Raw genomic sequence first — 24732 nt, forward strand, 5'->3', positions numbered from 1 at the left:
TACCTGCTTCGTACCTGCTTCGTACCTGCTTCGTACCTGCTTCATACCTGCTTCATACCTGCTTCGTACCTGCTTCGTACCTGCTTCGTACCTGTTCATATCCCCTTCATACCTGCTTCCTACTTGCTTCGTACCTGCTCATATCCCCTTCGTACCTCCTAATTAGCTGATTCCCCCATATACCCTGTTCACACCGAAATTTGGCCAAGTATCTGGTTGAACCATAGAATATGTACTCCTACTCCAATACTGTACCGCTGGGGAAATTTCAAACTTTCACCCATGCCAAAAAGAGAGCCCAAGGCTCCCTTTTACTTATTCAGAACTAAGAGTACTAATTCTAGTCTGTTCGCAATACATGCCCATTGTTGTTTTGAATTAATTGAACAACTTTACCAAAATCGCTTTCGTTAACCTTAACAGATAAAACATAACGAAAATCGTCAAGCTCATCTTCTTGATTATCTATTGAAGCACCTAGTAATGGATCATACCCCTCATTGCTCTGTGAAAAAGCTATCGCACCCGCGCCGCCCGTTCCTACTGGCGATATAGCTGCACCAAGCGGCACAACCAACTCACTGTTGCTAGTCAAACCATTCTCTTCAATTTCTCCAATTTCCAGCATTTCTGTGTCATACTTTTGCAGCAAAATTCTAACATCCTCTGCTTCATTCTCTGTCCGAAAGTACGCCTGAATGGGTTTTGTCATTTCTAATCTCTCCTTCACCTGAAATTTGGATACAACATCTTTTTACCCAAAAAGGAGATTCTGAATACATTATTAAGCCTAATGTAAAAATTTAATAGAGACTACCACCACATTAACCTATTATAAAATTATTCTTATACTATTATAGTTGTGTTTTGTAACAGGATCTTTTATAATCATCCTTACGACTAAAAATGGAGTGACATAACTTGACGTTAATTGACGCGGATCGACTACATACGCTAGGCCAATTTTTAAAAACAGCACGCACCAAACTGACCCCTGATGCCGCCGGCTTCACCGGAGGGGGACGCAGACGAACACCTGGACTTCGCAGAGAAGAGGTTGCTCAGCTTGCAGGAGTGAGCACTACATGGTACACATGGCTTGAGCAAGGACGCAACATCCAAGTGTCCGCTCTAGTATTGGAACGAATTGCTACCGCTCTTCAATTGAACACGACTGATCGCGGCTATTTATTTACAATGGCTCTGAGACAAGCCACCAGTATCTTTAGCGAGACTCCGCCGGTAATTGATCCAACACTGCAGCGTATTCTTGATTATTTATGCCCCTGTCCTGCCTTTATTGCGGACCGGAGATGCGATATTATCGGATGGAATAAAGCAGCCAGCATTATTTTCGGAGATATAGGTCCTTTCAGCAGAGAAGACAGGAATATTGTGTGGCTTTCCTTCATGAAACCGGAAGTAAGGGAAATGGTTGTGAATTGGGAGGATTTTGCGAAGGACTTTCTTACGATATTTCGCAACTACCAAGGGCAGTATCACGGAGATCCATGGTATGACGAGTTTATCGAGCATTGCGGTCAGATCAATCCGATGTTCAAGCAGCTGTGGCAGCGCAGTGAGCTTCCAGCCGTACCCAAGACGCTCCGTGAGATCAACCACCCTAATGCCGGTAGCATGAGATTTGAGCTCACTTCTTTTCAGGTCTATGCTCGTGCTGATCTCCGCTGCTGTGTGTATACGCCAATACCTGACACAGAGACAGAAGCGAAGCTGGAGCAGCTGCTTATTGCGGTTAGTTAGCCATACTATAAGTAACACAACGCGGCTGGAGATTTATTACGGATTGCTCTGCCTATAAATAGCATTAACTTATTTAAACCGAAACCGGTCTGACACAAATGGTGTTAGACTGGTTTTTTAATTGCCTATACATTTCAAAAACTATTTTCACAAAATAAGTTGACAAAAATCCCCAGTGCAATTATGATCACATCAAGGATTACAAATGAATGAATAATTCATTCATTTACTGATTGAAGAAAGGAGTTTTGCAATCATGATGACCGATTCAAAAGATCATCTTCGGGATGATCGAAAAGAACAGATCAAACGAGCTGCGCTCAAAGTATTTGCACAGTGCGGCTTGATAGGCACCAAGATGGACATGATCGCCAAAGAAGCTCAGATCAGCGTCGGCCTCTCGTACCGTTATTTTAAGTCTAAAGATGAGATCCTAACAGAACTTATAAAAGTGGCTATTGAGGGCTCTAACGAAGCCTTTGCTCTTATTAAGAGTATGTCCGGGCTGCCCATTGATAAAGTGCGTACCTTGACAAATGAAATTTTGCAGGAGGATAACTATCACTTCATTCTGATGCAGCAGGTGATATCGGCGGATGAGCTGCCGAAGGAAGTTGCCGAGCTGCTGAAGACCTACGATTCCGCTGTGATGATCGATACATTGACTGCCATTATCGATGCGGGGCAGCATGCAGGACAGTTTATCGAGGGTAACCCGCGAAAGCTGGCCATGTGGTATTTAACATCTGTCGTTGGCCTGATGAATATACAAACGATGGAAATAGAAGGCTATTCGCTGCCTGATGCCGATTTCATGATGCGGTTAATTGTTAAGACTAATCCTATGTAGAAAGTGGGTTTTTTAATGAAAAAAGAAACCTCGAACAAAACCTTAATCCTGATAGGCTTGCTGCTTGGCCTCGTCTTCTCTGAGCTCGATCAAACAGCTGTGTCGACAGCTTTACCGACCATTATCCGTGATCTTCACGGGCTTGCGCTTTTCGGCTGGGTAGCGGGAATTTATATGCTGTCGATCACAATCTTCATGCCGATCTTCGGTAAGCTGGCGGATCTCTATGGCCGCAAACGGATTTACCTGATCTGTGTCGCACTATTCATGATAGGGTCCATCATCTGCGGTTTAGCGGATTCCATGACGACATTGCTGATCGGTAGAGGCATTCAAGGAATCGGGGCCGGAGGGCTGATGCCGCTGGCCATGATTATTATCGGAGACTCATTCCCTCTCGAACAACGGGCGAAGGTTCAGAGCTTGATTGGTCCCATGCTGATTCTACCGCAGCTGCTAGGACCGACAGTTGGCGGATATTTCGTCAGCTATGTGAGCTGGCATTGGATATTTCTGATCAATATCCCGGTAGGGCTGGTTGCAGCCTTCTTCGTCGCCAATGGTCTGCGCGAAACCGTAAGCTCTGAGAAGAAACAGATTGACTGGGCAGGTGCTTGCACACTTGTCCTCTCAATGCTGGCATTGCTCTTCGCGCCAGTCCTGATAGATGTAGCCGGCTATTCATGGTCCTCTCCTGCCATTATTGGATTGCTCATATTATCGGCCCTCCTTATTGCCCTTTTCATCCGCATAGAGTCGAAGGCTGCGGATCCGATGATACCGCTTCAGCTGTTCCAGAATCGCTCGGTTGTTGTTTTGTCGCTTATCGTCTTCGTAACGATGCTCGGCGTTATGGGAGGCATGTCGGGCTTTCCCTTCTTTGCTCAGAACGTGATGGGCATGACCCCAACAGCATCCGGCTATCTAATGCTGGCCTTCATGGCTGGAGCGATCCCAGCTAGCATATTATGCGGTTTCTTGATTACGAAGATTGCTTATAAACACCTGTTTGTTTCCTCCTTTATCTTGCCCGTTGCTGGTTATCTAGTACTTTCCAGGATCGATGTGAGCACAACTGTCCTCTACGTAATAATTGCATTTTTCATACTGGGGTTAGGTATCGGTGTATTGTTCGGCAGCGACAACCTTATCGTACAGGAAACAGTAGATAAGGAGCATACCGGTGTTGGGGTGGCAACCGTACAGCTATTTCAATCGCTCGGAGCCACGCTCGGATTTAGCATCTTCGGCAGCCTGCTCTCCCGCAACATTCATAACGGAATTGATGGATTATCCGATCAATTCCCTACGGGAACATCGGAGTATATCATGAACGGTGGTCTACCGGAAGGGCTGCCTGTAGACTTGCTGATCCAGATCAAGACCGTATTCGCCGGAGCGTTCCAGCAGATGTTCATAATAGGAACTCTCTTTGCCCTAGCAGCATTTATTATCTGTTGGTTCATGAAGAAAGAAGTGCTGACCTCTCAGCAAGAAGTATCGCATTCGAGCATACCCAATGAGACGGCATAAGTACAATATTAATAGATAGCTATATTTCATTGAATATCTCAATGTTATGATATGACGTTAGATTTTGTAGATTAGACTCTTCCGTGCTTAATCGGAAATCGGCAAAAAGCCAGTCCCAACCACTCTGCAAAAAGTGGTTGGGACTGGCTTTTACTACATTGCAGCAGACATCCTATCATTGTCTCATTTGTTGTCATCGCTATTCCACATATGCCGCAGCTCTTCACTCGTTTGCAGCAATTCTTCAAGCCTGCCCTCAGCCTCTATACGGCCATCCTTCAGCACGATGATGTGGTCAGCATGCGCCAGCGCAGCCTTGCGATGCGAGATCACAAGGCAGGTCGCCTGACGATGCTCATACAGGCGCTCCCATAGCTTGCGCTCGGTCTCGACGTCCAGTGCGCTGGACAGGTCATCAAACACGAGCAGCTTCGCATTGCGCACGAACATACGCGCCGCGGCTGTTCGCTGTGCTTGGCCGCCGGACAGCTTCACTCCGCGCGGTCCGATGACCGTGTCCATGCCATGCTGCAGCATGGCAATGTCCGGCTCCAGCACGGCGGCATATACCGCTGCTTCAAGCCGTGCATCCTCCTCGCTAAGACCCAGCAGGATGTTATTTTGCAGCGTGTCGCTGTACAATCGTGGCACCTGCGGGGTATACGCGCTGTGCGGCGGGATGAAGAAATCTCCAGGCTGCTCGACCCTCTTGCCCTTCCAATGAATATCACCTTCATCCATTGGAAGGAGCCCCAGCAGCGTGCGAACCAAGGTTGTTTTACCGGACCCAATCCTCCCTGTAATTACAGTGAAAGAGCCTTCTGGGATGCTTAGGTTTATTTTATCGATACCCCGTCCGGTTTCAGGATAGCGGTAGGACAGCTCCTGTACCTCTAATAAGCTGAGGCTTCCATCAGGAGCCACTGACTCAGACCGTTCATCAAATCCGTCATTCTTCGCTAATGGCCCCTTGTATTTAGCCCGCTCCCCCGCAGCAGTCGTTGATTTATGAACCTTGCCCTTTGTCTTAATCTCAACATCAGTAACTGTCTCGGCATCGGCACTGGCACCCTTATCCACCTTGCCAATTAAAGACTTGTCTCCTCTTTGCTTTTCAAAAACTCCATATGCATCAGGCACTTGTGCATCCTTACGTAAATATAAAGGATGAGGCTCCGTTAATTTGGTTTCATCCGTTCCTTGCATCAATGAAACCAACCGTTTTTTAGCAACCGTGCTTTGTTTAAAATAGGTTAGAAACTTGCCAAAGTTTTGAATGAACTGCGTAACGAATGTCAAATAGTAAACAAACAAAGCGAAATCCCCAACCGTAAAGCTTCCCTCCCGCATCGATTGTGCGGCGAGCAGCAATATAAACCCTGTCCCGATATTAACTGTATTGGAGAACACCGAGTCTAGTGAATGCGTCAGCAGCTTATCCTTCAGCATCGCTTGACGACGGTTATCATTCAGCTTCCTGAACCGGTCGATAACCCGGTCCTCTGCTCCAGCAACCTGAATGGATTGCACGCTGTTGAACATCTCACTGATCGCTCCGGTTACTTGGCTAGTTGCCTCTCGACTGGCGGCGCGATACTTTTGCAGCCATGTGGTAGATGCCTGAGCAACTGTGACAACTACTACAAGCGGCAGAAACACCCATACGGTCATCGTCGCATTAATTCCATATAGGATATAAAAGGAAACAGCCGCAAAGATTGTCATCCCAAATGAGTCCACAGACCAGCTAACCGTCTCCTCCACCTGATCCACATCATCACGAAAATTACTAATAGCTTCTCCTGGTGAGCAAGGAATCGCCTTAGCCCCCGGCTCCTTGAGAATATGATTCAGCATATTTCTGCGTAAGAGAGAGCCGATTCGGAAGCGAAAGTTAACGTCTGTAATAAAACCGAACAGTATCATGACTACACGCCCAAGGGCAGAAGCAATAAGCAGCGCGATTAATGTCCCCACACTAAACTCATATGCAGCGTTACCCGAAAGCGTATCGAAAAATTGCTTCGTTATCCAACCCGGCGCTATCGGAGCCAAGTAAATAAGCGACCATGCGATCGCATTAAGAGCATATAAGCCTATGCGGTAACGGGTTAATTTCAGTAAGAATGCAAATGTGCTCATGCCAGCATTTCCTCCATTCCAACCTGAAGCATATAGCTGTAGCGGGAGTGATTATCTGCCGCCAGGCGGGCTCTATCCCCGAATTCAACAATCTCTCCCTGTTCAAGAATAAGAATGCTGTCGGCCCTTTGTATGGTTGCTAGCCTATGAGCAATCACAATACAGGTGCGATTAACCAACAGGCGGCTAATGGCCTTCTCCAGCTTCTGTTCGGTTGCCGGGTCCAATCGAGAGGAGGCTTCATCCAAAATAATCAAACCGGGATCGGATAAAAACACACGGGCAAATGATACTAGCTGCGCTTCTCCTGCGGATAATCCGCCGCCTCCCGATTCCAAACGGCTATCCAACCCCATTGGCATAGAATGAAACCATTCCCCTAGCCCCAGCTCCTCAAGCACATCGATAATTTGCTGATCCGGAATATCATCTTGAAAGAAGGTCAAATTATCTCGGACTGTGCCTTGGAAGATTTCTATATTTTGCGTGACCAGCCCTACACGGCTCCTTAGCTCCTGCAAGGTCGTCTCCCGAATGTCGACACCCTCCAGACAGATGCCTCCCCGACGCGGATCATAAAAACGCAGCAGCATCCGTGCAAGAGTCGTTTTCCCGCTTCCGGTTCTCCCCAGCACTCCAAGCACCTTACCGCGTTCTAGCCGAAAATCAATATCTTTCAATGTAGTCAGCTCATCTTCGTAGCCGAATTCCACTCGGTTAAATTGAACGGACAGCGGGCCGGCAGGAAGCGGTGCACCGGCTCCATCTCTTATTGCCGATTCTGTCTGCAGCAGCTCCCTTATCCTTATGATACTGGCATCTGCCTTCTGCAAATCTTCCATCTCCGTGCGGATCTTCTCAATCGGTTTTGCCATCAATTCCGTATAATAGAAGATCATGTACACGGTTCCAAGAGTGATAGCTCCCTGCTTCCATAGTACAGCACTTATTGCAAACGCCACCGCGCTTCCGATCGTAAACACTACCAGAGTCGTAATCCACATAGATGCCCAGCCAAGGAACGCTTTGATACGAAGTGGAAGCCATTCACGGATTAATGAATAAAATCGGTGCATAACATATCCAGATGCCCCGTTCGCACGTGTATCTTCAGTCCCTTCCAAATGCTCGCCAAGAAAGCCATAGAAGCGTGAGCTCATTGCTCTCATATTGCCCCAATGCGGTACCGCAAACTGACGTATGTATTGGATCGCGTAGATGGCAAAGATTACGAACAGCGTCATGCTGATACCAACAAGCCACCCTTCGCGAAACAACAAAACGAGCATCCCAACAACTAGAAGAAGATTGCTTAACAAAGAAACTACAAAGTTCGAGAAGAAGTTAGCCAGATTATTAATGTCTCCATCGACCTTCTCGATGATTGCACCCGATGTATGCGATTTGTGAAAAGACATATCCAGCTTCATACAATGTGCCGCCACATCGCCTCTCAGCCTGTTCGTCGCGACCCAGCCCACGTTTTCTCCTATGTAAGTTGCAAGCACCGTTAAGCCTTGATGAACTAATGAAACCGCAATAAACAGTCCAGCTGCATATAACAAGGGCTCATTGCTATCCTGCGTTTTAGCTGTATCAATAAAGTAACGAATAATTTGCGGGTTAATCAATTGCATGGCGATGCCTGAAATTAATAATACAGACAGCCATATAATGCTTTTGCGTTGAGGCCGCAAATAATTAGACAGCAGCCTTGTATATTCATTAAGCGGTATTTTACGGTTCATGGTTCCACCTCTCTAAAAATCCATGTTGTTTTATTCCAAAGGCTCTATGTCTTGAAAAAAAGCGTATGAAAGTAACTTTAGTGGATGCTGCAAGCCGCGTCAATGGAATTATTGGATATACTTATTTAATGATAGCAATATCAACGTTCATACAATCATTTTCGACTCATTATGACAAAAATCGCTAAAATTCTTCACTTTTTCAAGGTGATTGCATGAGACAATTTACCTAAATTTAGTCAATCAACAAAGTTTATAGTGAAATATTAGGAGATTTGATTTACACTGTTCACAATATGATATTTCAAATCGCAGCTAAGAATAGACATAAAGAACCAAATTTATCCTTTATTTTCCTTTTTGTCATACTCCTTTCCTACAGTCATTCATAATCCTTTGCGACTCAATTCCACAAGCAATTCAATAGCCCACTTAAATCAGTCAAATCAGTTATATAAGATGAACATTCAGGAAGGAGATAATGAAGTAAAAATGGCAAAAGTTATGGTTGCCGAGCAATACAAGCCGATTCGCTATTTATTAAGAACCGTCCTAACCTCCGTCGGTCATGAGGTTGTAGTCGAGGTCTCTAATGGACCCGATGTGTTGTCAACCTTTCATTCCTTACTCCCTGATATCATCTCACTTGACATGAGGCTTCCTTCCATGGATTGCTTCGAGCTGCTCAAACAAATTAAAAGCACAAATCCAAATACGAGAATTATTGTTTATTCATCTGACATTCATTCCGCTGATGTCGAAATGGCTATTTCCTGTGGAGCTCATGTTGTATTCGACAAGCCCTTTGATATCGATGATTACTTAAAACATTTCCAATGATTGTGTTTACAAATGCTTGTATTGCTTATACGACTCCGTGCTATAATAAGATCTATCCTTCAGGAATGGGAGCCGTGTTCCTTTATGTGGTTCAATAAATACCATTTAATTCGTATAACTGCTTTGATTGCTTCCAGCTTGGTATTCCTGATTCTCCAAACTGCTGACTCTGGATTGCCACCCATTCTTCCTGTAATGCTTCAACCACCCATAGCGGATTGGAACAAGGAAGAGCTTGACCGCAAGCCTAATGTGATTGTCGTGCTTAGCGAAGCTTTTTGGGACCCTACTCAGATTGAAGGGCTCAAGTTTAGCCGTGACCCCATCCCTACCTTCCATGCGCTTCAAAATAAATATACGAATGGTAAAATGCTATCTCCTCAGTTTGGCGGAGGTACCGCTAATGTCGAGCTTGAGGTACTGACTGGCAATTCCATGCGATTTCTACCGGAAGACTCCATTGCTTACGAAACGGTTATCAAGCATGATGTTGATTCACTTGCCAGTATATTATCCCGTCAGGGGTACACACCTACAGCCATAACACCTTTTCATAACTGGTATTTTGACAGCTCCAATGTGTATCGCCGTTTTGGTTTCACCCGTTACATTAGCTTGGAATTTTTCAATCCAAATGAATTCGTGGGCCCTTACATAGGCGATCATGCCGTAGCTAAGCGCATCTTTGAGGAAACGGAGCGCAGCCAAGGCCCTGACTTTATTTTTGCAAACACAATGGAAAATCATTACCACTACTGGTCGAACAAGTTCAAACGAAACACCATTAGTATAAAAGGAAATGTGGCCGACGAGGCTCTCGACATATTGGAAACCTATGTGCAGGGGGCAATTGGAGCCGACTCAATGCTTCAGGAGATGGTAGAGCATTACAGTCAGGTTAAGGAACCGACGATCATAGTCTTTTTCGGAGATCACATGCCGTATTTAGAGAAAGATTATTATGTTTACAAAGAAACTAAATATATTAAGGGTGAAGATGATTCGGATTTTTTGCAAAAAATGCATAATGTCCCGCTGCTAGTCTGGAATAACTACTTGCCTGAAGGAAAGGACAATTTATATATGAGTCCCTCCTTCTTAAGCCCCTATATACTTCAATTGGCGAAGCTGAAGGGCAGCGACTACACCGATTTTTTGTCCAGGCTGTCCAAGCAAATCCCTATTATACCGCCAAAATCCTATTATGAAGCTATGCATATACGCGAATCGGATCTAACCGAGTATGAGCGATGGCAAAAAAGTATTTTAACAGGAACAAGCTCAAGTGATTCCGATTACAACGGCTCTGATGAAATGGGTGAAATGAAAGCACCCTTAGCTGAAACCTATACAATGGGATATGGAGATCCCGTCATTCAGTCCGTCTCGCCAGAGGTGCTTCTGCAAATGCAAACCGGGGAGAAATTGATAGCCGATCTATTGAAAAAAACAATTACAATTAGGGGCGGCCGTTTCGGCATAGGAAGCGTAGTATTCGCGAACGGTAAGCCGCTCGAAACAACTTGGCACACAGAAGAAAGCTTATCCGCCGTCATCCCCAAGGACCTGCTAAGGAAGCCAGGTAAGCTTGAACTGCAGGTGCGGGTTGTTGACGAGAAGGAAAATGTGCTTGCACAATCCAAATCAGTTGATCTCTACATTACAAGTAAAACAAGTAAACAGCCCTGAACGATGGTATCGGCTAACCGATATCGGGTCCTTCGGGGCTGTTTTTTTATGTTGGATATTATTTAGTCGTTATACTTAAATCCAATTCCGATGGCTGGAGCACGTGGCTCTTACGAAAGGCTGCTGGGGTCATTCCTTTACTTTCCCGAAATATGCGAGCAAATGTGTTATATGAACCATAGCCGGTCTCCATTGCAATTTCAAGCACGCTCATTTCAGTAGAAATCAGCAGGCCGCAGGCTTGACGGATTCTCACCTCATGGACAAAGGTTACAAAATTTTGTCCGACTGCTCTTTTGAACAGCTCACTTAAGTAAGGCACACTAAACCCAAACCGTTCGGCCAATCCGGTTAATGTCAAATCATCCCTATAATGACTATGAATATATTGAATAACCTTCCATACACTGCCTCTCGGCTTCTTTCTATCATAAGCATGGGCTACCGCTATTTCCTGCCGGTCAGACTGCTTACTCCTTCTAAGTCTGTCGAAGCGTACCAACACCTCAGTCAGCTTAGCTTTGATCAAGGAATGCCTCCATGGCTCCGTACCTGAATATTCGGTTCGCAGTTCCCCTAATAACGTTTGAAACCTCCGTTGTTCTTCAGAATCATCGACTTGTACAAAGGACGGAAGATTAGCCTCGGCCAAATTCCATTCTATGCCAGGTAACTGCTCAGAGGGGCTGTACAAATGAATGCCGAAATTGCAATTGAAAAGCTGAAGCGGCGTGCCTGGATCTGAATGAATTTCGTGAAATTGGTACGGCATCACAAGAGTGAACGTTCCGGGCAGCATCAAATGCTTGACCCCATTTATCGTTTCAGAGCCGTGACCTTCAATAACATAGGAAAATTCCAAATAATCATGCCTGTGCGATTCAAAGCCATTGACCAGGTGGTTGACTTTGATATGAAAGGGCAGCTCCGAATCCATATTAGGATAATGAGTTAAATACTTAGGAACGACAGTCATATTTTATTAACTCCCCTTACCAGCTGAAAAAATGGGATATCCTCCATAAAAAATGGCATGTATTTTATACGCTTACATTCTACTATAATATCAAATACTGCAACAAACCTTAAATCATTTATTTTCAGGAGGCTATGCATACCATGAGCACTACGAATAAAATCAGACTTGGCATCATCGGCGCAGGCAACATCGGAAACGTTCACATGAACATCTTTAAACAGCTGCCCGATGATACGGTAATCGTTGCAACAACAGATTCCTACTTACCGCTTGCAGAAAAGCGTGCTGCTGAGCACGGTATTCCCAAGGTATACCCATCCGCGGATGAATTGATCGCCGATCCCGAAATCGATGCTGTCATCATCGGTGTTCCTAACCAGTATCACGCCCCAATAGCTGTAAAAGCCTTGCAAGCAGGCAAGCATGTGTTGCTGGAAAAACCTATGGCGATAGATGTATCGTCAGCTCGTGACATTGTACGCGCACAGCGTGAAAGCGGTAAGGTCCTTATGATTCCTCACCAAATGCGTTGGGAATGGCTTCCCCTGCAAGTAAAAGAACAAATCGATAATGGCGCGCTAGGACATATTTATAATGCTAAGGTAGGCTGGTTCCGCCGCAAGGGTATTCCAGGCTGGGGCACTTGGTTTACTCAACGAGACGAGTCCGGAGGCGGCCCCTTGATTGATATTGGCGTACATATGCTGGATCTTGGTTTCTTTTTCCTTGGCGACCGCAAGCCTGTGTCCGTATATGGCTCTACGTATGCCGAATTCGGGCCAAAAAAACGCGGTATAGGCACATGGGGCACTCCGAATTGGAACGGTCGATTCGATGTTGAAGACTTAGCTACCGCATTAATTAAAATGGATGATGGCAGCACCCTCTCCTTGGAAGTTAGCTGGGCTGTCCATATGGACACAGACAGCCAGCATTTCATTCATTTGATGGGCTCTGAGGGAGGCGCTTCAATCCGCGGTAATCAAGGCAAGCTGTTGACCGAAACCTTCCAACGCGCAACAGAGGTATCGTTGACACCACCAGCTAATGATGAAGGCGGACGCATACGCGTAAGCCGTCACTTTATCGAATGCATCCGCGAAGGCAAACAGCCAACTACATCGGCTTTAGCCGGATTCACTAACAATTTGATTTTAGATGCCATTTATGAGTCCTCCCGTACGGGACATGAAGTTATTTTGGATTGGAATATTTAATAATAAGGAGGTCTGAACTTACTATGTTAAAAGGTCTTACAAGAGCAGGGCTTGGAGGCAATGTAGGCAGCATAGAACAGTTTGTTACAGCTGCTGCCGCACACGGTTTTGCTGCTATTGCGGCTGGTGGTCAAGAGCTGGAAGAATGGATTACAGCTAAAGGAATAGAAGCCGTCCGTGATTTTCTACAAGAGAACGGCGTGCAAATAGGCACTATCGGTTTATCCGTCCAGTGGCGCGATACAGAGGAAGAATTCGTTAGCGGCCTTGCACGACTTGCCAAAGACGCTGAGGCCGCAGCAGCAGTAGGATGCACCGTCTGCTGCACTTACGTGCTGCCTTCCACAGATCAGGATGCAGCGCACTTTACAGCATTGGCTACTCGCCGTTTGCGCACCTGCGCACAAATATTGGCGCCATACGGTATCCAATTCGGCCTCGAATTTGTAGGGCCGCATCATCTTCGAACCAAATGGAAAAATCCATTCATTTGGGGACTACGGGAAACGCTGGATTGGATCGATGCCATCGGTGAAAGCAATGTTGGGCTGCTGTTCGACAGCTATCATTGGTATACTAATGAGCTCGGTGTCGAGGATATACTCCGCCTGAAGGCAGCCCAGATCGTCCTCGTGCATATCAACGATGCTCCTGATGTACCCATAGCGGACGTGCTGGATAACGACCGCCTGTTCCCTGGCGAAGGGGTGATCGATTTAGCAGGCTTCCTACGTGCGCTGAAGCAGATAGGCTATACCGGCGTAGTCGCACAAGAGATCCTAACTCCTAAGCCGCTTGAGCAGCCAACCGAGGAGCTGCTGCAGCGTTCTCGCGATGCTTTCCGCAAGGTGTACACTTCCGCTGGCTTGGAGTAAGCATTTCATATCCATGTCTTTAGCATATGCACATGCCAAAAACGACCATCTCTCATATGAGATGGTCGTTTATATTGATTCCTAGCCGTTATTCCACGGCGCCGACTGCCTGAAGCCACGCTTTGGCGATCAGAGCATGCCCCGCCGGAGATGGATGTACGCCATCCGGCGCCCAGAACGAAGCTGCCGCACGTGCAGACGCTTGAGCAAACAGTCCATCCAAGCAAACCAAGCGAGCCCCGAATTCCCGAGCAAGCTCGCGAACCACCGTAATTTTCGGATCCAAGTCCTCTCTCCACTGTTTGCGGTCTTCTGGAACCGGGAGAACAAACGGCTCGATAATCACCAGCTTGGCATCAAGCTTCACGGATTGCGTAAGTATGTCACGGTATACCTCTTCAAATTGTTCCGTAGATGTCGGATCGTTCCGGTCAAATCTTCTCCATGTGTCGTTGATCCCTATATAAATGGAAATAACGTTCGGCTTCAAATCAAGGCAATCATCCTGCCAGCGTTTTTGCAAGTCTTTAACCCTGTTACCGCTAATGCCGCGGTTGATGAAGCTCGCTTGCTTCTCCGGATATAAGGCGGAGAATTGTGCAGCAGCCATCAGGGCATACCCCTTACCAAGGTCATCCCCTTTGTCACGTATACGTCCTGCATCCGTTATGCTGTCTCCTTGAAATAATACAACGTCGCCTTCTTGAATCCAAGCTTGCATACTAGTTACCCTCCCAAAATATGTATAAGCTATTCACAACCTTTTCCATTTTATCATAATGTGAAAGCCCAGAGAGCGGTTTCAGTAAAAAACTATATCCGATTTACTCAAGTTTAGGACTGCTGAATCGGCTGTACACCCACCCCGCTGTTTCTTGAAATCCGAATGGCCATCAAAGCAGCAAACAAGCATACAAAACCCGCAGCGATAAACGGTACCGTATAGGTACCCATCAGCTCTCTCAGTAAACCTGCTCCATAAGCAGCAGTCGAAGCACCGACTTGATGGGCTACAACAATCCAACCGAAGATCATGCCTGATTTTTCTTTGCCGAACTCTTTCGTTGCAAGCTTGACAGTAGGCGGTACCGTAGCGATCCAATCAAGACCGTAAAATACAGCGAACATCAAGAGCATCATGGGACTGGAGTCCAGAGCAAACGGTAAGAAAAGCAAGGATAGACCACGAAGCCCGTAATACCAAAAAAGCAGCCAGCGACTGTCAAACCGGTCTGATAACCATCCTGAGAGCGTAGTACCAAATAGATCGAACAACCCCATCAATGCCAACAAACCGGCTGCCATTACTTCAGGAATGCCATAATCTCCACAGGCTGGAATAAGGTGAGTGCCTATTAAGCCGTTTGTAGAGAAGCCGCAGAAGAAAAATGTACCGGCCAGCAGCCAAAAGGTTTTGTTCCTTGATGCTGAACGAAGTGCAAGCAGCGGTGTGAGGAACAGGTTGCCCTTAAACTTATTAGGCTTAACGAGCTCCTTGGTGCCATAGGGGGCAACCCCAACATCATAAGGATCATTCCGCATCCAAATAGCCACAATAACAATCAGCAGAACCAGGATACCAACTGCCGAATATACGGAGGTTCTCCAGCCTGCTTCTACTGTAATTTGGGCTAGCAATGGCAGGAACAGCAGCTGTCCTGTGGCAGCACTGGCTGTAAGCATTCCAATCACAAGCCCTCTTTTCTCAACAAACCAGTGATTGGTAATCGTTACGCCTAGCACGTTAGCCATCATTCCCGTCGCAAGTCCAGAAACAACACCCCACAGAATTTCAAACTGCCATAAAGAACTCATCAGAGGAGTGATCGAAAGACTTATAGCCAACACCGCCAACGAGGTAACCATCATTCTTCGGATCCCGAATCTCTCCAACAGCGCAGCGGAAAAAGGGCCCATTAACCCGTATAAAAATATTCCCGTTGAAATAACGCCGGATATGGATCCGCGATTCCATCCAAACTCTTTTTCAAAAGGCAGCATCAATATGCTCGGCATGGAACGGATTCCAGCGGATACGAGCAAGGTAACAAAAGCGATGAGCACAACTACCCATCCATAATAAATTCGAGATGATTTCATACTCGTTTGCATCTGCTGTTTACTCCATTCATCTTTTATATTTTGCTTGTACACACAAATGTATAACTAGAGAAAAATTACTTTTTCTCCAGTTGCTCGCTTGTCATCTCAATATCTATCGACAGCTGCTTAGAAGCTTCCGTACCTAGAATAGCCTCATATCTGCGATGCAAGCTTTTTGAAGCGTTGCGAATCGCCTCTTCCAGCTCTTTCCCCTTAGGAGTTGGATAAATGAGTACAGTCTTCCCTTGCACCTTCCGTTCTACCAATTGCTTACCTTCTAATTTATCAATAAATCGAGTAATCGTGGAAGCTGCAATATACAGCTTTTCGGATAATTCTTTTTGTGAAATTCCGGGTGTTGCGGTCACAAGCCGGATAATATAACCATACATAGGGGTTAAACCGGTCGATGCAAATTCTTCTTCAGCCATCTTCGTAATGGCCCGACTCAAGCGGTTCGTTGTGAAAAACAAACAATTATGCAGGTAGCTCTCATCCATACTATATTACCTCACCCTTTTTGTATTTTGTATGTACAACTAATATAAAGCGGAACTCACTTCATGTCAATCAGAATCGTCATTTAACACAAGCCACCTCGATTTTATACATAGACTTCTTCATTAGCTCCAAGTACAATGGGCTTGAGCGACTCCCGAAATACATTAGGGATGCTGCAAATTCCTTTAAGGAGCGAAGCGCATTATGAGCCATCTCATCTGGACCCCAGCTTTTTTTGAGCATATTCGAACTAAAAAAAAGCAATACGACTGGGCCGCTGAAGCTTTCCGGCGATTTCGGGAACCGAACAATGAATTTATCAACAATGTGCCGGCCGACATCTCTCTCATGGGCGGAGGCTGGAGCCATAATTACAACTGTCCTCATGATGGCGCAAGGCTTGTGCTTCAGGACAGGCATCATCATCAATGCCCTTCCTGCGGCACGGTTTGGAGCGGCTCCCCTTGGGACGAAGTGGCCATTGCCAACGAGCACTGGTTCAACAGCATCCGCTGCCGTGATGCTGCCGTATTATTCGGAATCGAGGGTGATCCTGCTTGGGCAGATACCGCTCGTCATATATTGCTTCACTATGCACATCATTACGACCAATATCCTCTTCACGATAAACTTGGCGGCACAGATATTTCATCGGGGAAAGTACAGTGCCAGACTTTATCCGAAGCCAGCTGGCTAGCCCCAATTGCTCAAGCCTTTGCCATACTCAAACTCAATGATGGACTTAACTCCAAGGAACAGGATGAGATTGAATCCAGACTACTCCGTCCGGCTCTTCAAGTAATAGCCAATAATCCTAAGAAAAAGTCCAATTGGCAGACCTATCATAACGCGGCCAAGGCTCTCGTTGCGGCTGCGCTGGAAGACAGCGCTCTTATGGACGAAGTGATAGACGATCCTGAGAACGGATTCCTGTTTCAAATGGAAAACAGCTTGGCCGATGATGGATTTTGGTACGAGGGATCATGGGGATATCATTTCTACACCTTGGAAGCACAGGTGATGATTGCTCTTGCCGGACTTTCTTTTGGGATGAAGCTTTATGAGCATCCCCGGTTCCAAATGATGTTTCAGGTTCCGCTTGATTGCATGTTTCCCGATGGCACTTTGCCTGCTGTTCATGATTCGGGAGAGGTCCAGCTGGAACGATATACTCATCTCTACGAATTCTCCCTCGTTCATTTCGGCATTGGTAAACGACTGGTATTGAATAGTAAGCGGAACAATTTGTACAGCCTTCTCTTCGGAGAACCCATTGAAGAAGACTTGAAGAAACTAACGAAGCATACACTGGAGTTTGTAGACTTGAAACGTTCAGGCATGATCTTCTCTAGCTGGCAAACATCTTCCAAAGAACATAGTCAAATGGCGATGATCGATTATGGCGAGCATGGCGGTGAGCACGGCCATCAAGATAAGCTCAATATACTGTTTTATGCTAATGGACATCCTTGGTTGACTGATGCAGGAACGATGCCCTATGGCAATCCGATGCACTTTGGTTATTTCAAACATACGGCAGCGCATAATACGGTAACCATAGGCACCAGATCCCAGGCAAGCACAGAAGGAACGTTACGAAATACACGGGTTGAAGGAACTGTTTTAATGGAATCGAATGCTGATGTGGAGGGTACCTATCCAGGAGTATTCATGCAGCGTAAAATAGTAATGGCTGACTCGCTGCTCTTCGATGTATTTCATGTCCGGTGTGCTCAGCCCGAGGATCTGGATTGGATTGTACATACACAAGGAATGCCGCTCATTGATCAGAACGGTATAAGTGTTGCCCGTCAATTAGAAAGTGGCAGCTTAGGCTCTCTGGACGGTTACAATTACTTTAAGGACATTCAGCTTCTTGATTTATCCGGTTCCCTGAACGTAATGCAATGGCAATGGGATCGTGAAGCCCAAGCATCCGACAGGCTTGCCCTACACCTGCTCGATCCTGTAGAAGGTGAAGAAATTTTTCTGGCTGAATCTCCAGCTTTGTCGAATGTGAAAAGGAGAAGCACTTTGATTCGCCGCCGCAAGCAGGTTACCGAAACGACGTTCGTAAGTATATTTCATGCTTACCGTGAAGGAGAACCTGTCCTTCATTTGGAGAAAATGAAGGAGCCCGGCTGGTCCTTGCAGCTCCCCAATGGGAACACTCTCCGTTTATCGACGACATTGTAAAGAAGCAAGCCCTATTGTTGGGCTTGCTTCTTTTATTGATGAGAATTTATGATTCCGCTATCCCTTATCTGCTAGAAGCTTCCGGATGCTGACCAATTGCACACAGAGGCATAAAATTTCAATCGCTGTTTTCAGCTCGGCTGGAGTGGGAAACGTAGGAGCTATCCGAATATTCCGGTTCCGCGGGTCTTTGCCGTAAGGGAATGTAGCTCCTGCCTTGGTCAAGGTGACGCCAGCTTCGGATGCCATGGATACAACCTCCCGAGCACAACCGTCTAATGTGTTTAAGCTAATGAAATACCCACCGTTCGGCTTGTTCCATTCGGCAATCTGCCTCCCGGATAAACCAGCTTCGAGTATGCTAAATACCGTATCAAATTTCGGTTTAATGATCGCTGCATGTTTTTCCATATGGGCTTTAATATGATCGGTATCCTTAAAGAATCGAACATGGCGAAGCTGGTTGATCTTATCCGGTCCGATAGACTGAACAGCGAGCTGCTTGCGGAAATAATTCAAGTTGTTTTCACTGCCTGCCATCACAGAGATTCCGGAACCGGAAAAGCTAATCTTCGACGTTGAGCTGAATATGAGCACACGGTCCGGGTTTCCTGCCGCTTTACAGGCGGCTAACATATTTTTCAAGCGATCGGGATTATCTGTTAAATGGTGCACCGTATAAGCATCATCCCAAAAAATGGTGAAATCCTCCGCTTTGGTTTCCATGGAAGCTAGCCGGTCCACAACCTCATCCGAATACGTAATACCGTCAGGGTTGCTATATTTAGGTACGCACCATATTCCTCTGACACCAGCATCTTCCCTGACAAACCTCTCAACCTGATCCATATTCGGTCCGTCCGGCAGCATTTCCACAGGTATCATCTCAATACCGAACAGCTCGCATATAGCAAAATGCCTATCGTAACCAGGACTTGGGCACAGAAATTTGACCACGGGCAGCTTGCCCCAAGGAGCCTTACTGCTATATAGGCCGTGAACCATTGCTCTGGAAATAGTGTCATGCATGAGAGCTAAGCTTGAATTGCCTCCGATAATAATCTCATTCATACTAACCTCAAGTATCTTCGCGAACAGCTCCTTCGCCTCGGCGATTCCGTCAAGCCCTCCATAGTTGCGGCTATCCGATCCATCCTTAGTTTTCAAGCTGTCATTGGAGCCAATTGCATCCAGCATTCCTAGAGAAAGATCAAGCTGCTCCGAACAAGGCTTGCCTCTGGACATGTCCAAGCTCAGCTTCCGGTTCTTATACTCGTCGAATCTCCCCTGCAATTCCAAATAAAGTCCGTTTAATTCGGCAGAGCTTAAAGCACTGTAATTAATGGCACCCATCCGGTCAGCCTCCCATATACTCATAAAAAAATTTTATTAACTGTACAATAACATTTATCACCAATAATTTCATCAATAAAATAAGCTACTTTAATTTACCCAAATGCTGTCCATAGACAGCTCCAGCTCCCCGCACATCTCGCGGAGATCCTTTACTACATTCTCCTTCAGAGGAATGCCGTTCGCACTTCTCTCCCGATAAGTTACATTTTCTTTCTCACCCGGATACTTCATGCTATCCGCACCCTCTACAGTAGGGGCTGCATGCAGCTTCCCGATCATTTCATCCATTAGCTGTCCAAACCCGCCACCCGTAGGGAAAGCATCGATTCTCAAGGCACAGAAGGCATGACTTTCCGCGCCTTTTCTACGGAACATACTACCTCCATCTCCTGATAGGAGACCGGTTAAAATATCCGCAACCAGCAGCAAACCAAAGCCCTTATGTACACCATGCGAAGCCGTGCTGCCTAATGGAAGAACCGCTCCTTTTTCCGCAAAATAAACGTTGGGATCTGTAATAGGCCGTCCTTCCGAATCTACAGCCCAGCCTTCCGGCATACTCTTGCCCTCCCATTGGAGCATATGCAGCTTGTTAGCTATAGCCATGGTTGGCGCCATATCCAGAACAAAAGGTCCGTGCTTATCCCCTGGCGCTGCGAAGGCTATTACATTGTTGCCAATCATTCGCTCCTTGCCGCCAGGCCCTGCTACCGTGGATCCTCCTGTGGAAAAAAGAATGCCGATCATATTCTCCCGTGCTGCCATTAATGTATAATAGGCTCCGGCACCGCAGTGATTGCTGTTATATACAGTTGTCCACCCCGTACCCATTTCTTTCGCCATTCTTATCGTTTCACTCATCGCCTTATGACTGATGACAAACCCAAGACCGTTATCACCATCAACGGATGCTGTAGTAGGGCTGCCCGGAACTATTTTAATCTCCGGCTTGTTATTGATCCGACCGGTTTGAATGCCTTTAATGTAATAACTATACAAATTGATGACGCCATGTGAATCAATTCCACGCAGGTCAGCATCGACTAATATGTTTGCAGTCAAATCTGCCTCCGCCCGGGATACCCCTACTTTTTGAAGCGCCAGCGAAACTAGCTGCTCCAGCTTTTGAGGATTAGCTTTTTGCTGTGCATTATTCATCATTCATTATCCCCCTATTTAATATTTAGGATTGCATTCGTTTGTACTCGCCCAGCTCCTTTGACAACTTCCGTTCCGGAAGCCGACAAACCTTGAAGCTGCACCACTACAATAGAACGTAATGGTTGTCCGTCTGCTTATCGAGTTCTTTAAGCTTATTACAAATCTAATCATCGTCTAAAGCACAAAAATACCTCAGGACCATTGAATGAAAAATCCTTTCCAAAGCTGCAGAATCAAGCCATACAGCCGCATCTTCAGTATACTAGGCTCATCTGTGAATTTCATCCATTGCTGTCTTGATTATCACCATTTCGTCCGTTTCTTGTAGCGGGGTCTCACTAGCAGCAACTGACTTTTGAAACAATTAGACCAACCCTTGGATTGACCCATACGCCTTGCTTCATGCAAGCTTGGATAAAACGAGGCTATAATAAGGGCTCAACCTCAAAATCAGCGTTTGCCCCACCTCCGATCATCAGCTTGCACAATATCCTGCAAACATGCAGTTTCTTTTTCACCAAAATTTGCTGTTGAGAGGAAATAACTGCGAAAGTACAGCAATGTTCTTGAAAATGCTCCGGTTTCAGCTGAGAATGAAAAAAGAGATGCACATTTGCATGAATTCACGAAGACTCCCGATAAAACGGCCAAAGGCTGTATAGATGCAGGTTTTGGGGAGGCAATGGATTCGAATATTGTCTTGTGTACTGTTATTGCCATTCGTAAGGTCTTGTCAAGCGCAGAGCTGGGTATGGAGCCGAAAATCGAATGAATTCGTCAAGCGCTAAGTTCGTTTTAATATATAATAAGATAGTTAATGCTCCTATAATCATTTCAAACTACATCGTGTAGTTCGTAGATTCAGGAACTAATCTATCAAAAAAAAGGCCGACTGCAATGAACTTGTAACCGGGGAAGACGTGCACTTTTTTATAAAGTGTCTACCTTTCGGGTTACCGTGTACATTGACAGTCGGCCTCTTTCCATATTCGATTCAGATTAGATCTCTATATCAACCACGATACTATCCAATCTGCCAACTTCCCTAATAAAAGCTCCCACAGCCTGATGCTGAGGATTCGGGCCATATGCAGCAAGCGCTGCTCTATCTTCGAAACGTACGGATAAAATCACTTGGTAGCCTTGATTTTTGTCTGAGAAATTAAGTCCCGCTTGAAGGTCAACAATTCCTGTCAGGTGGCTTCTTATTGCTTTGAATCGATCCACTACTTCCTGCAACTGCTCTGGCGTTGTAGTATCACTGAATTTTACAAGTACGATATGATCAATCATGGTGTGTCCTCTTTTCCTAATTTAGAAATTATTTTTATGTCATTCTGCCTTGCTATAGCTTACTGTTGCAGCTCCCGCTTTGCAAGCACCAATGCACCGCTAAGTCCTGCATTATCTCCGAGACCCGGAGGCACGATGTAATCATCTATTGCCTCAGCCAGCTCCCGCTTCTGTACATAGCCATTCAACATTTGCGCTACATTATTGCGAATCAAAGGGAACAGCTGCTTTTGCTTCATAACGCCGCCACCCAATATAATTTTTTCAGGAGAAAGAATATAGATAAAATTTGTAACCGCTTGAGCCAAATAATAAGCCTCTATCTCCCACACTTTATCGTTCTGTTCAAGCTCATGCCCTTTTTTCCCCCATCGCATTTCGATAGCCGGGCCTGCAGCCATTCCTTCCAAGCAATCATGATGATAAGGACATTTGCCTTCAAAAGGGTCCTCAGGATGCCGTTTAATCAAAGCATGCCCCATCTCCGGATGGAGCAAACCATGCAGCAGCTTTCCTTCTACAATAGCTCCGGCTCCAATTCCGGTTCCAATTGTTACATACACACAGCTGGATAGGCCACGGGCTGCTCCCCACTCGACTTCTCCCAAAGCCGCTGCATTCACGTCTGTATCAAATCCTATTGGAACATTCACATGCTTTTGAAGTTCACCTAGAACAGGGTATTGATTCCAGTAAGGTTTGGGAGTTGTAGTAATATAACCGTATGTACTGCTGGATTTGTTCAAATCTACCGGACCGAAAGAGCCGATACCTATCGCCTCAACGTCCTTTTCCTTAAAATACTGAATCACCTGTCCCATCGTTTCCTCAGGTGTTGTTGTCGGAAAACTTATCCGATCCGTAATTTCGCCATGCTCATTGCCGATACCGCAGACGAATTTCGTTCCTCCTGCTTCAATAGCTCCTAGCTTCATTAAGAAGTACCCGCCTTCCCATAACAATAAATCCAACTTGGCTTATTAAAAAGATAGCGCATTTGGTCTCATATATTTTAGCATAAATCATATTAATTGGAGCGGCAAATTTCAAAGAAGGAGCTGCCTCTCCTTATCACACCATATCAAGCGGCATTTTTCTTGACGGTTTCGCATATTCAGCATCCAAGCTTCGGATATCCTCTTCGGATAAATCAATAAAGATAGCTTGAGCATTATCAACCACATGCTCTTCAGACGATGCTTTTGGTATCGCAATAACATCTCCCTCGTGGGTACACCAAGCCAATAGCAGCTGATACGGAGTGACGTTATACTTATTAGCAATATTTTGGAGTGCTTTATTTTCAACAAGCCCTCTTCTTAATGAACCGGCTTGAGCTAGGGGGCAATAAGCCATTATCGGCATTCTATGCTCTCTTAGTAAAGGCAGCAAATCATACTCGATCCCCCGTGAGGCAAGATGATATAGCACTTGATCAGTTACACACCGAGCACCTTTATCATATCTAAGCAGCTCCTTCATATCGGCGGTGTCGAGGTTGGATACACCCCATCTTGCAATTTTCCCCTCTTGAACTAATTTCTCCATTCCTTCGATGGTCTCACTTAGCGGGACGTTTCCTCTCCAATGCAGCAGGTACAGATCCAAACGATCTGTCCGCAACCGCCTCAAGCTCGCTTCACAGCTTGTGGCAATGCGGGTTAAGCCTGCGTTATGAGGATATACCTTGGATACAATAAATACTTCATCTCTGATTCCTTTAATTGCTTCTCCGACCAATTGCTCCGAATTACCTTCACCATACATTTCAGCGGTATCGATTAAATTCATCCCAAGCTCCACACCTAATCTTAATGTACGGATCTCTTCATCCCTTTTAGAAGGATCATCGCCGATGTTCCAAGTGCCTTGACCCAATCTTGGCAATGGAGTTCCGTCAGCAAGTAATACAGGTTGCTTAGAGATCGCACTTCGTATTTGCTCAATCTCATATCTATTGATTATTGCCATATTCCCGCACTCCTTCCATATTAAAAAGCATTGACTCTATTATAACCGTTTCTTCAGACATCTTCCCTGTAATTGGAGAATTCAGCCATTAAACAGATAACCATAGTTTGCTATAATACAGATATCTCAAACATATAGGAGACAATGACTAAGTGAATACCATAACGATCCAAGCGGTTCATAACAGCGATAAAATGTTCACTGTCGTATACCAGCCGGGAATGACAGTCCTGCAAATAGTAAATGAATCATTCACCGAGCCGAAAAAAGAGGGAATTCCATTTCTTTGCACTAAGGGAGCTTGCCGCAGCTGTACGATCAAAATTGTGGAGAATGCCGAACTTCTGGCAGAGCCGACTAAAAATGAGCAAAGAGCTCTAGCTGTCGGTCGTACAGCGATGTCCTTAGGGTACCGTTTGGCTTGTTTATGTTATTTTAAAAAGCTGGAGTTTTAGACTAGGTGTAACACTCTCGTTTCATAGTAATCGCACAACAACAAAAACCGCCCTGATGG

General features: G+C 45.7%; 22 protein-coding genes. 10 read left to right on the top strand and 12 right to left on the bottom strand.

The features are described 5' to 3' along the window. Positions 1-340: 340 nt before the first annotated feature. A complete protein-coding gene (locus GC093_RS28925) occupies positions 341-712 on the bottom strand; it encodes a hypothetical protein (RefSeq protein WP_171655416.1) in 372 nt (123 codons plus the stop codon). A 209-nt stretch (positions 713-921) separates the two neighbouring features. Here GC093_RS28925 and GC093_RS28930 point away from each other — a divergent pair, with 209 nt between their 5' ends. From GC093_RS28930 to GC093_RS28940, 3 genes are all read left to right on the top strand, one after another. Then, positions 922-1764: a helix-turn-helix transcriptional regulator gene (locus GC093_RS28930; protein ID WP_171655417.1), complete on the top strand. Its 843-nt coding sequence runs from the start codon at positions 922-924 to the stop codon at positions 1762-1764. Between the two features lie 256 nt (positions 1765-2020). After that, a complete protein-coding gene (locus GC093_RS28935; protein ID WP_171655418.1) occupies positions 2021-2614 on the top strand; it encodes a TetR/AcrR family transcriptional regulator in 594 nt (197 codons plus the stop codon). A 15-nt stretch (positions 2615-2629) separates the two neighbouring features. Then, on the top strand, positions 2630-4147 hold the full coding sequence (locus GC093_RS28940; RefSeq protein WP_171655419.1) for an MDR family MFS transporter: 1518 nt from the start codon (positions 2630-2632) through the stop codon (positions 4145-4147). Between the two features lie 183 nt (positions 4148-4330). Here the strand turns inward: GC093_RS28940 and GC093_RS28945 are convergent, their stop codons facing one another. Continuing rightward, on the bottom strand, positions 4331-6289 hold the full coding sequence (locus GC093_RS28945; RefSeq protein WP_171655420.1) for an ABC transporter ATP-binding protein: 1959 nt from the start codon (positions 6287-6289) through the stop codon (positions 4331-4333). Further along, positions 6286-8037, bottom strand: a complete 1752-nt coding sequence (locus tag GC093_RS28950; protein ID WP_171655421.1) for an ABC transporter ATP-binding protein — start codon at positions 8035-8037, stop codon at positions 6286-6288. The genes GC093_RS28945 and GC093_RS28950 overlap by 4 nt, the downstream gene beginning before the upstream one ends. A 492-nt stretch (positions 8038-8529) precedes the next feature. Between GC093_RS28950 and GC093_RS28955 the strand changes: the two genes are divergently transcribed. Further along, positions 8530-8877: a response regulator gene (locus GC093_RS28955; RefSeq protein ID WP_171655422.1), complete on the top strand. Its 348-nt coding sequence runs from the start codon at positions 8530-8532 to the stop codon at positions 8875-8877. Between the two features lie 84 nt (positions 8878-8961). Then, entirely contained in the window at positions 8962-10566 is a 1605-nt protein-coding gene (locus GC093_RS28960) for an LTA synthase family protein (RefSeq protein ID WP_171655423.1), read from the top strand. 58 nt (positions 10567-10624) lie between these two features. On the opposite strand, the gene GC093_RS28965 is transcribed toward GC093_RS28960, so the two are convergent. Next, positions 10625-11542: a helix-turn-helix domain-containing protein gene (locus GC093_RS28965; protein ID WP_171655424.1), complete on the bottom strand. Its 918-nt coding sequence runs from the start codon at positions 11540-11542 to the stop codon at positions 10625-10627. Between the two features lie 143 nt (positions 11543-11685). Between GC093_RS28965 and GC093_RS28970 the strand changes: the two genes are divergently transcribed. Continuing rightward, positions 11686-12762, top strand: a complete 1077-nt coding sequence (locus GC093_RS28970; protein WP_171655425.1) for a Gfo/Idh/MocA family protein — start codon at positions 11686-11688, stop codon at positions 12760-12762. Between the two features lie 23 nt (positions 12763-12785). Beyond that, positions 12786-13637, top strand: a complete 852-nt coding sequence (locus GC093_RS28975) for a sugar phosphate isomerase/epimerase family protein (RefSeq protein ID WP_171655426.1) — start codon at positions 12786-12788, stop codon at positions 13635-13637. A gap of 88 nt (positions 13638-13725) precedes the next feature. On the opposite strand, the gene GC093_RS28980 is transcribed toward GC093_RS28975, so the two are convergent. The 3 genes from GC093_RS28980 to GC093_RS28990 form a co-directional block, all read right to left on the bottom strand. Then, positions 13726-14358: an SGNH/GDSL hydrolase family protein gene (locus GC093_RS28980; RefSeq protein ID WP_171655427.1), complete on the bottom strand. Its 633-nt coding sequence runs from the start codon at positions 14356-14358 to the stop codon at positions 13726-13728. Between the two features lie 113 nt (positions 14359-14471). Next, a complete protein-coding gene (locus GC093_RS28985; RefSeq protein ID WP_171655623.1) occupies positions 14472-15749 on the bottom strand; it encodes an MFS transporter in 1278 nt (425 codons plus the stop codon). A 65-nt stretch (positions 15750-15814) separates the two neighbouring features. Then, positions 15815-16240, bottom strand: coding sequence for a MarR family winged helix-turn-helix transcriptional regulator (locus GC093_RS28990; protein WP_171655428.1), 426 nt, complete (start codon positions 16238-16240; stop codon positions 15815-15817). A 205-nt stretch (positions 16241-16445) separates the two neighbouring features. Here GC093_RS28990 and GC093_RS28995 point away from each other — a divergent pair, with 205 nt between their 5' ends. Further along, positions 16446-18437, top strand: coding sequence for a heparinase II/III domain-containing protein (locus tag GC093_RS28995; RefSeq protein ID WP_171655429.1), 1992 nt, complete (start codon positions 16446-16448; stop codon positions 18435-18437). Between the two features lie 57 nt (positions 18438-18494). On the opposite strand, the gene GC093_RS29000 is transcribed toward GC093_RS28995, so the two are convergent. After that, positions 18495-19814: an aspartate aminotransferase type Ic gene (locus GC093_RS29000; protein WP_246315602.1), complete on the bottom strand. Its 1320-nt coding sequence runs from the start codon at positions 19812-19814 to the stop codon at positions 18495-18497. A 66-nt stretch (positions 19815-19880) separates the two neighbouring features. After that, positions 19881-20954 (bottom strand): Ldh family oxidoreductase, encoded by a 1074-nt coding sequence (locus GC093_RS29005; protein WP_171655431.1) that lies wholly within the window; start codon positions 20952-20954, stop codon positions 19881-19883. Between the two features lie 613 nt (positions 20955-21567). Here GC093_RS29005 and GC093_RS29010 point away from each other — a divergent pair. After that, a complete protein-coding gene (locus GC093_RS29010) occupies positions 21568-21726 on the top strand; it encodes a hypothetical protein (protein WP_171655432.1) in 159 nt (52 codons plus the stop codon). 227 nt (positions 21727-21953) lie between these two features. On the opposite strand, the gene GC093_RS29015 is transcribed toward GC093_RS29010, so the two are convergent. From GC093_RS29015 to GC093_RS29025, 3 genes are all read right to left on the bottom strand, one after another. Continuing rightward, the gene (locus GC093_RS29015; protein ID WP_171655433.1) at positions 21954-22247 is read right to left on the bottom strand and encodes a Dabb family protein; all 294 of its coding nucleotides are present in this window, start codon (positions 22245-22247) and stop codon (positions 21954-21956) included. Between the two features lie 59 nt (positions 22248-22306). Next, positions 22307-23182: an ROK family protein gene (locus GC093_RS29020; RefSeq protein ID WP_171655624.1), complete on the bottom strand. Its 876-nt coding sequence runs from the start codon at positions 23180-23182 to the stop codon at positions 22307-22309. A gap of 136 nt (positions 23183-23318) precedes the next feature. Then, a complete protein-coding gene (locus tag GC093_RS29025) occupies positions 23319-24218 on the bottom strand; it encodes an aldo/keto reductase (RefSeq protein WP_171655434.1) in 900 nt (299 codons plus the stop codon). A 152-nt stretch (positions 24219-24370) separates the two neighbouring features. Here GC093_RS29025 and GC093_RS29030 point away from each other — a divergent pair, with 152 nt between their 5' ends. Continuing rightward, a complete protein-coding gene (locus tag GC093_RS29030) occupies positions 24371-24673 on the top strand; it encodes a 2Fe-2S iron-sulfur cluster binding domain-containing protein (RefSeq protein ID WP_171655435.1) in 303 nt (100 codons plus the stop codon). Positions 24674-24732 lie beyond the last annotated feature (59 nt).

Source organism: Paenibacillus foliorum (assembly GCF_013141765.1).
Taxonomy (GTDB): Bacteria; Bacillota; Bacilli; order Paenibacillales; family NBRC-103111; genus Paenibacillus_S; species Paenibacillus_S foliorum.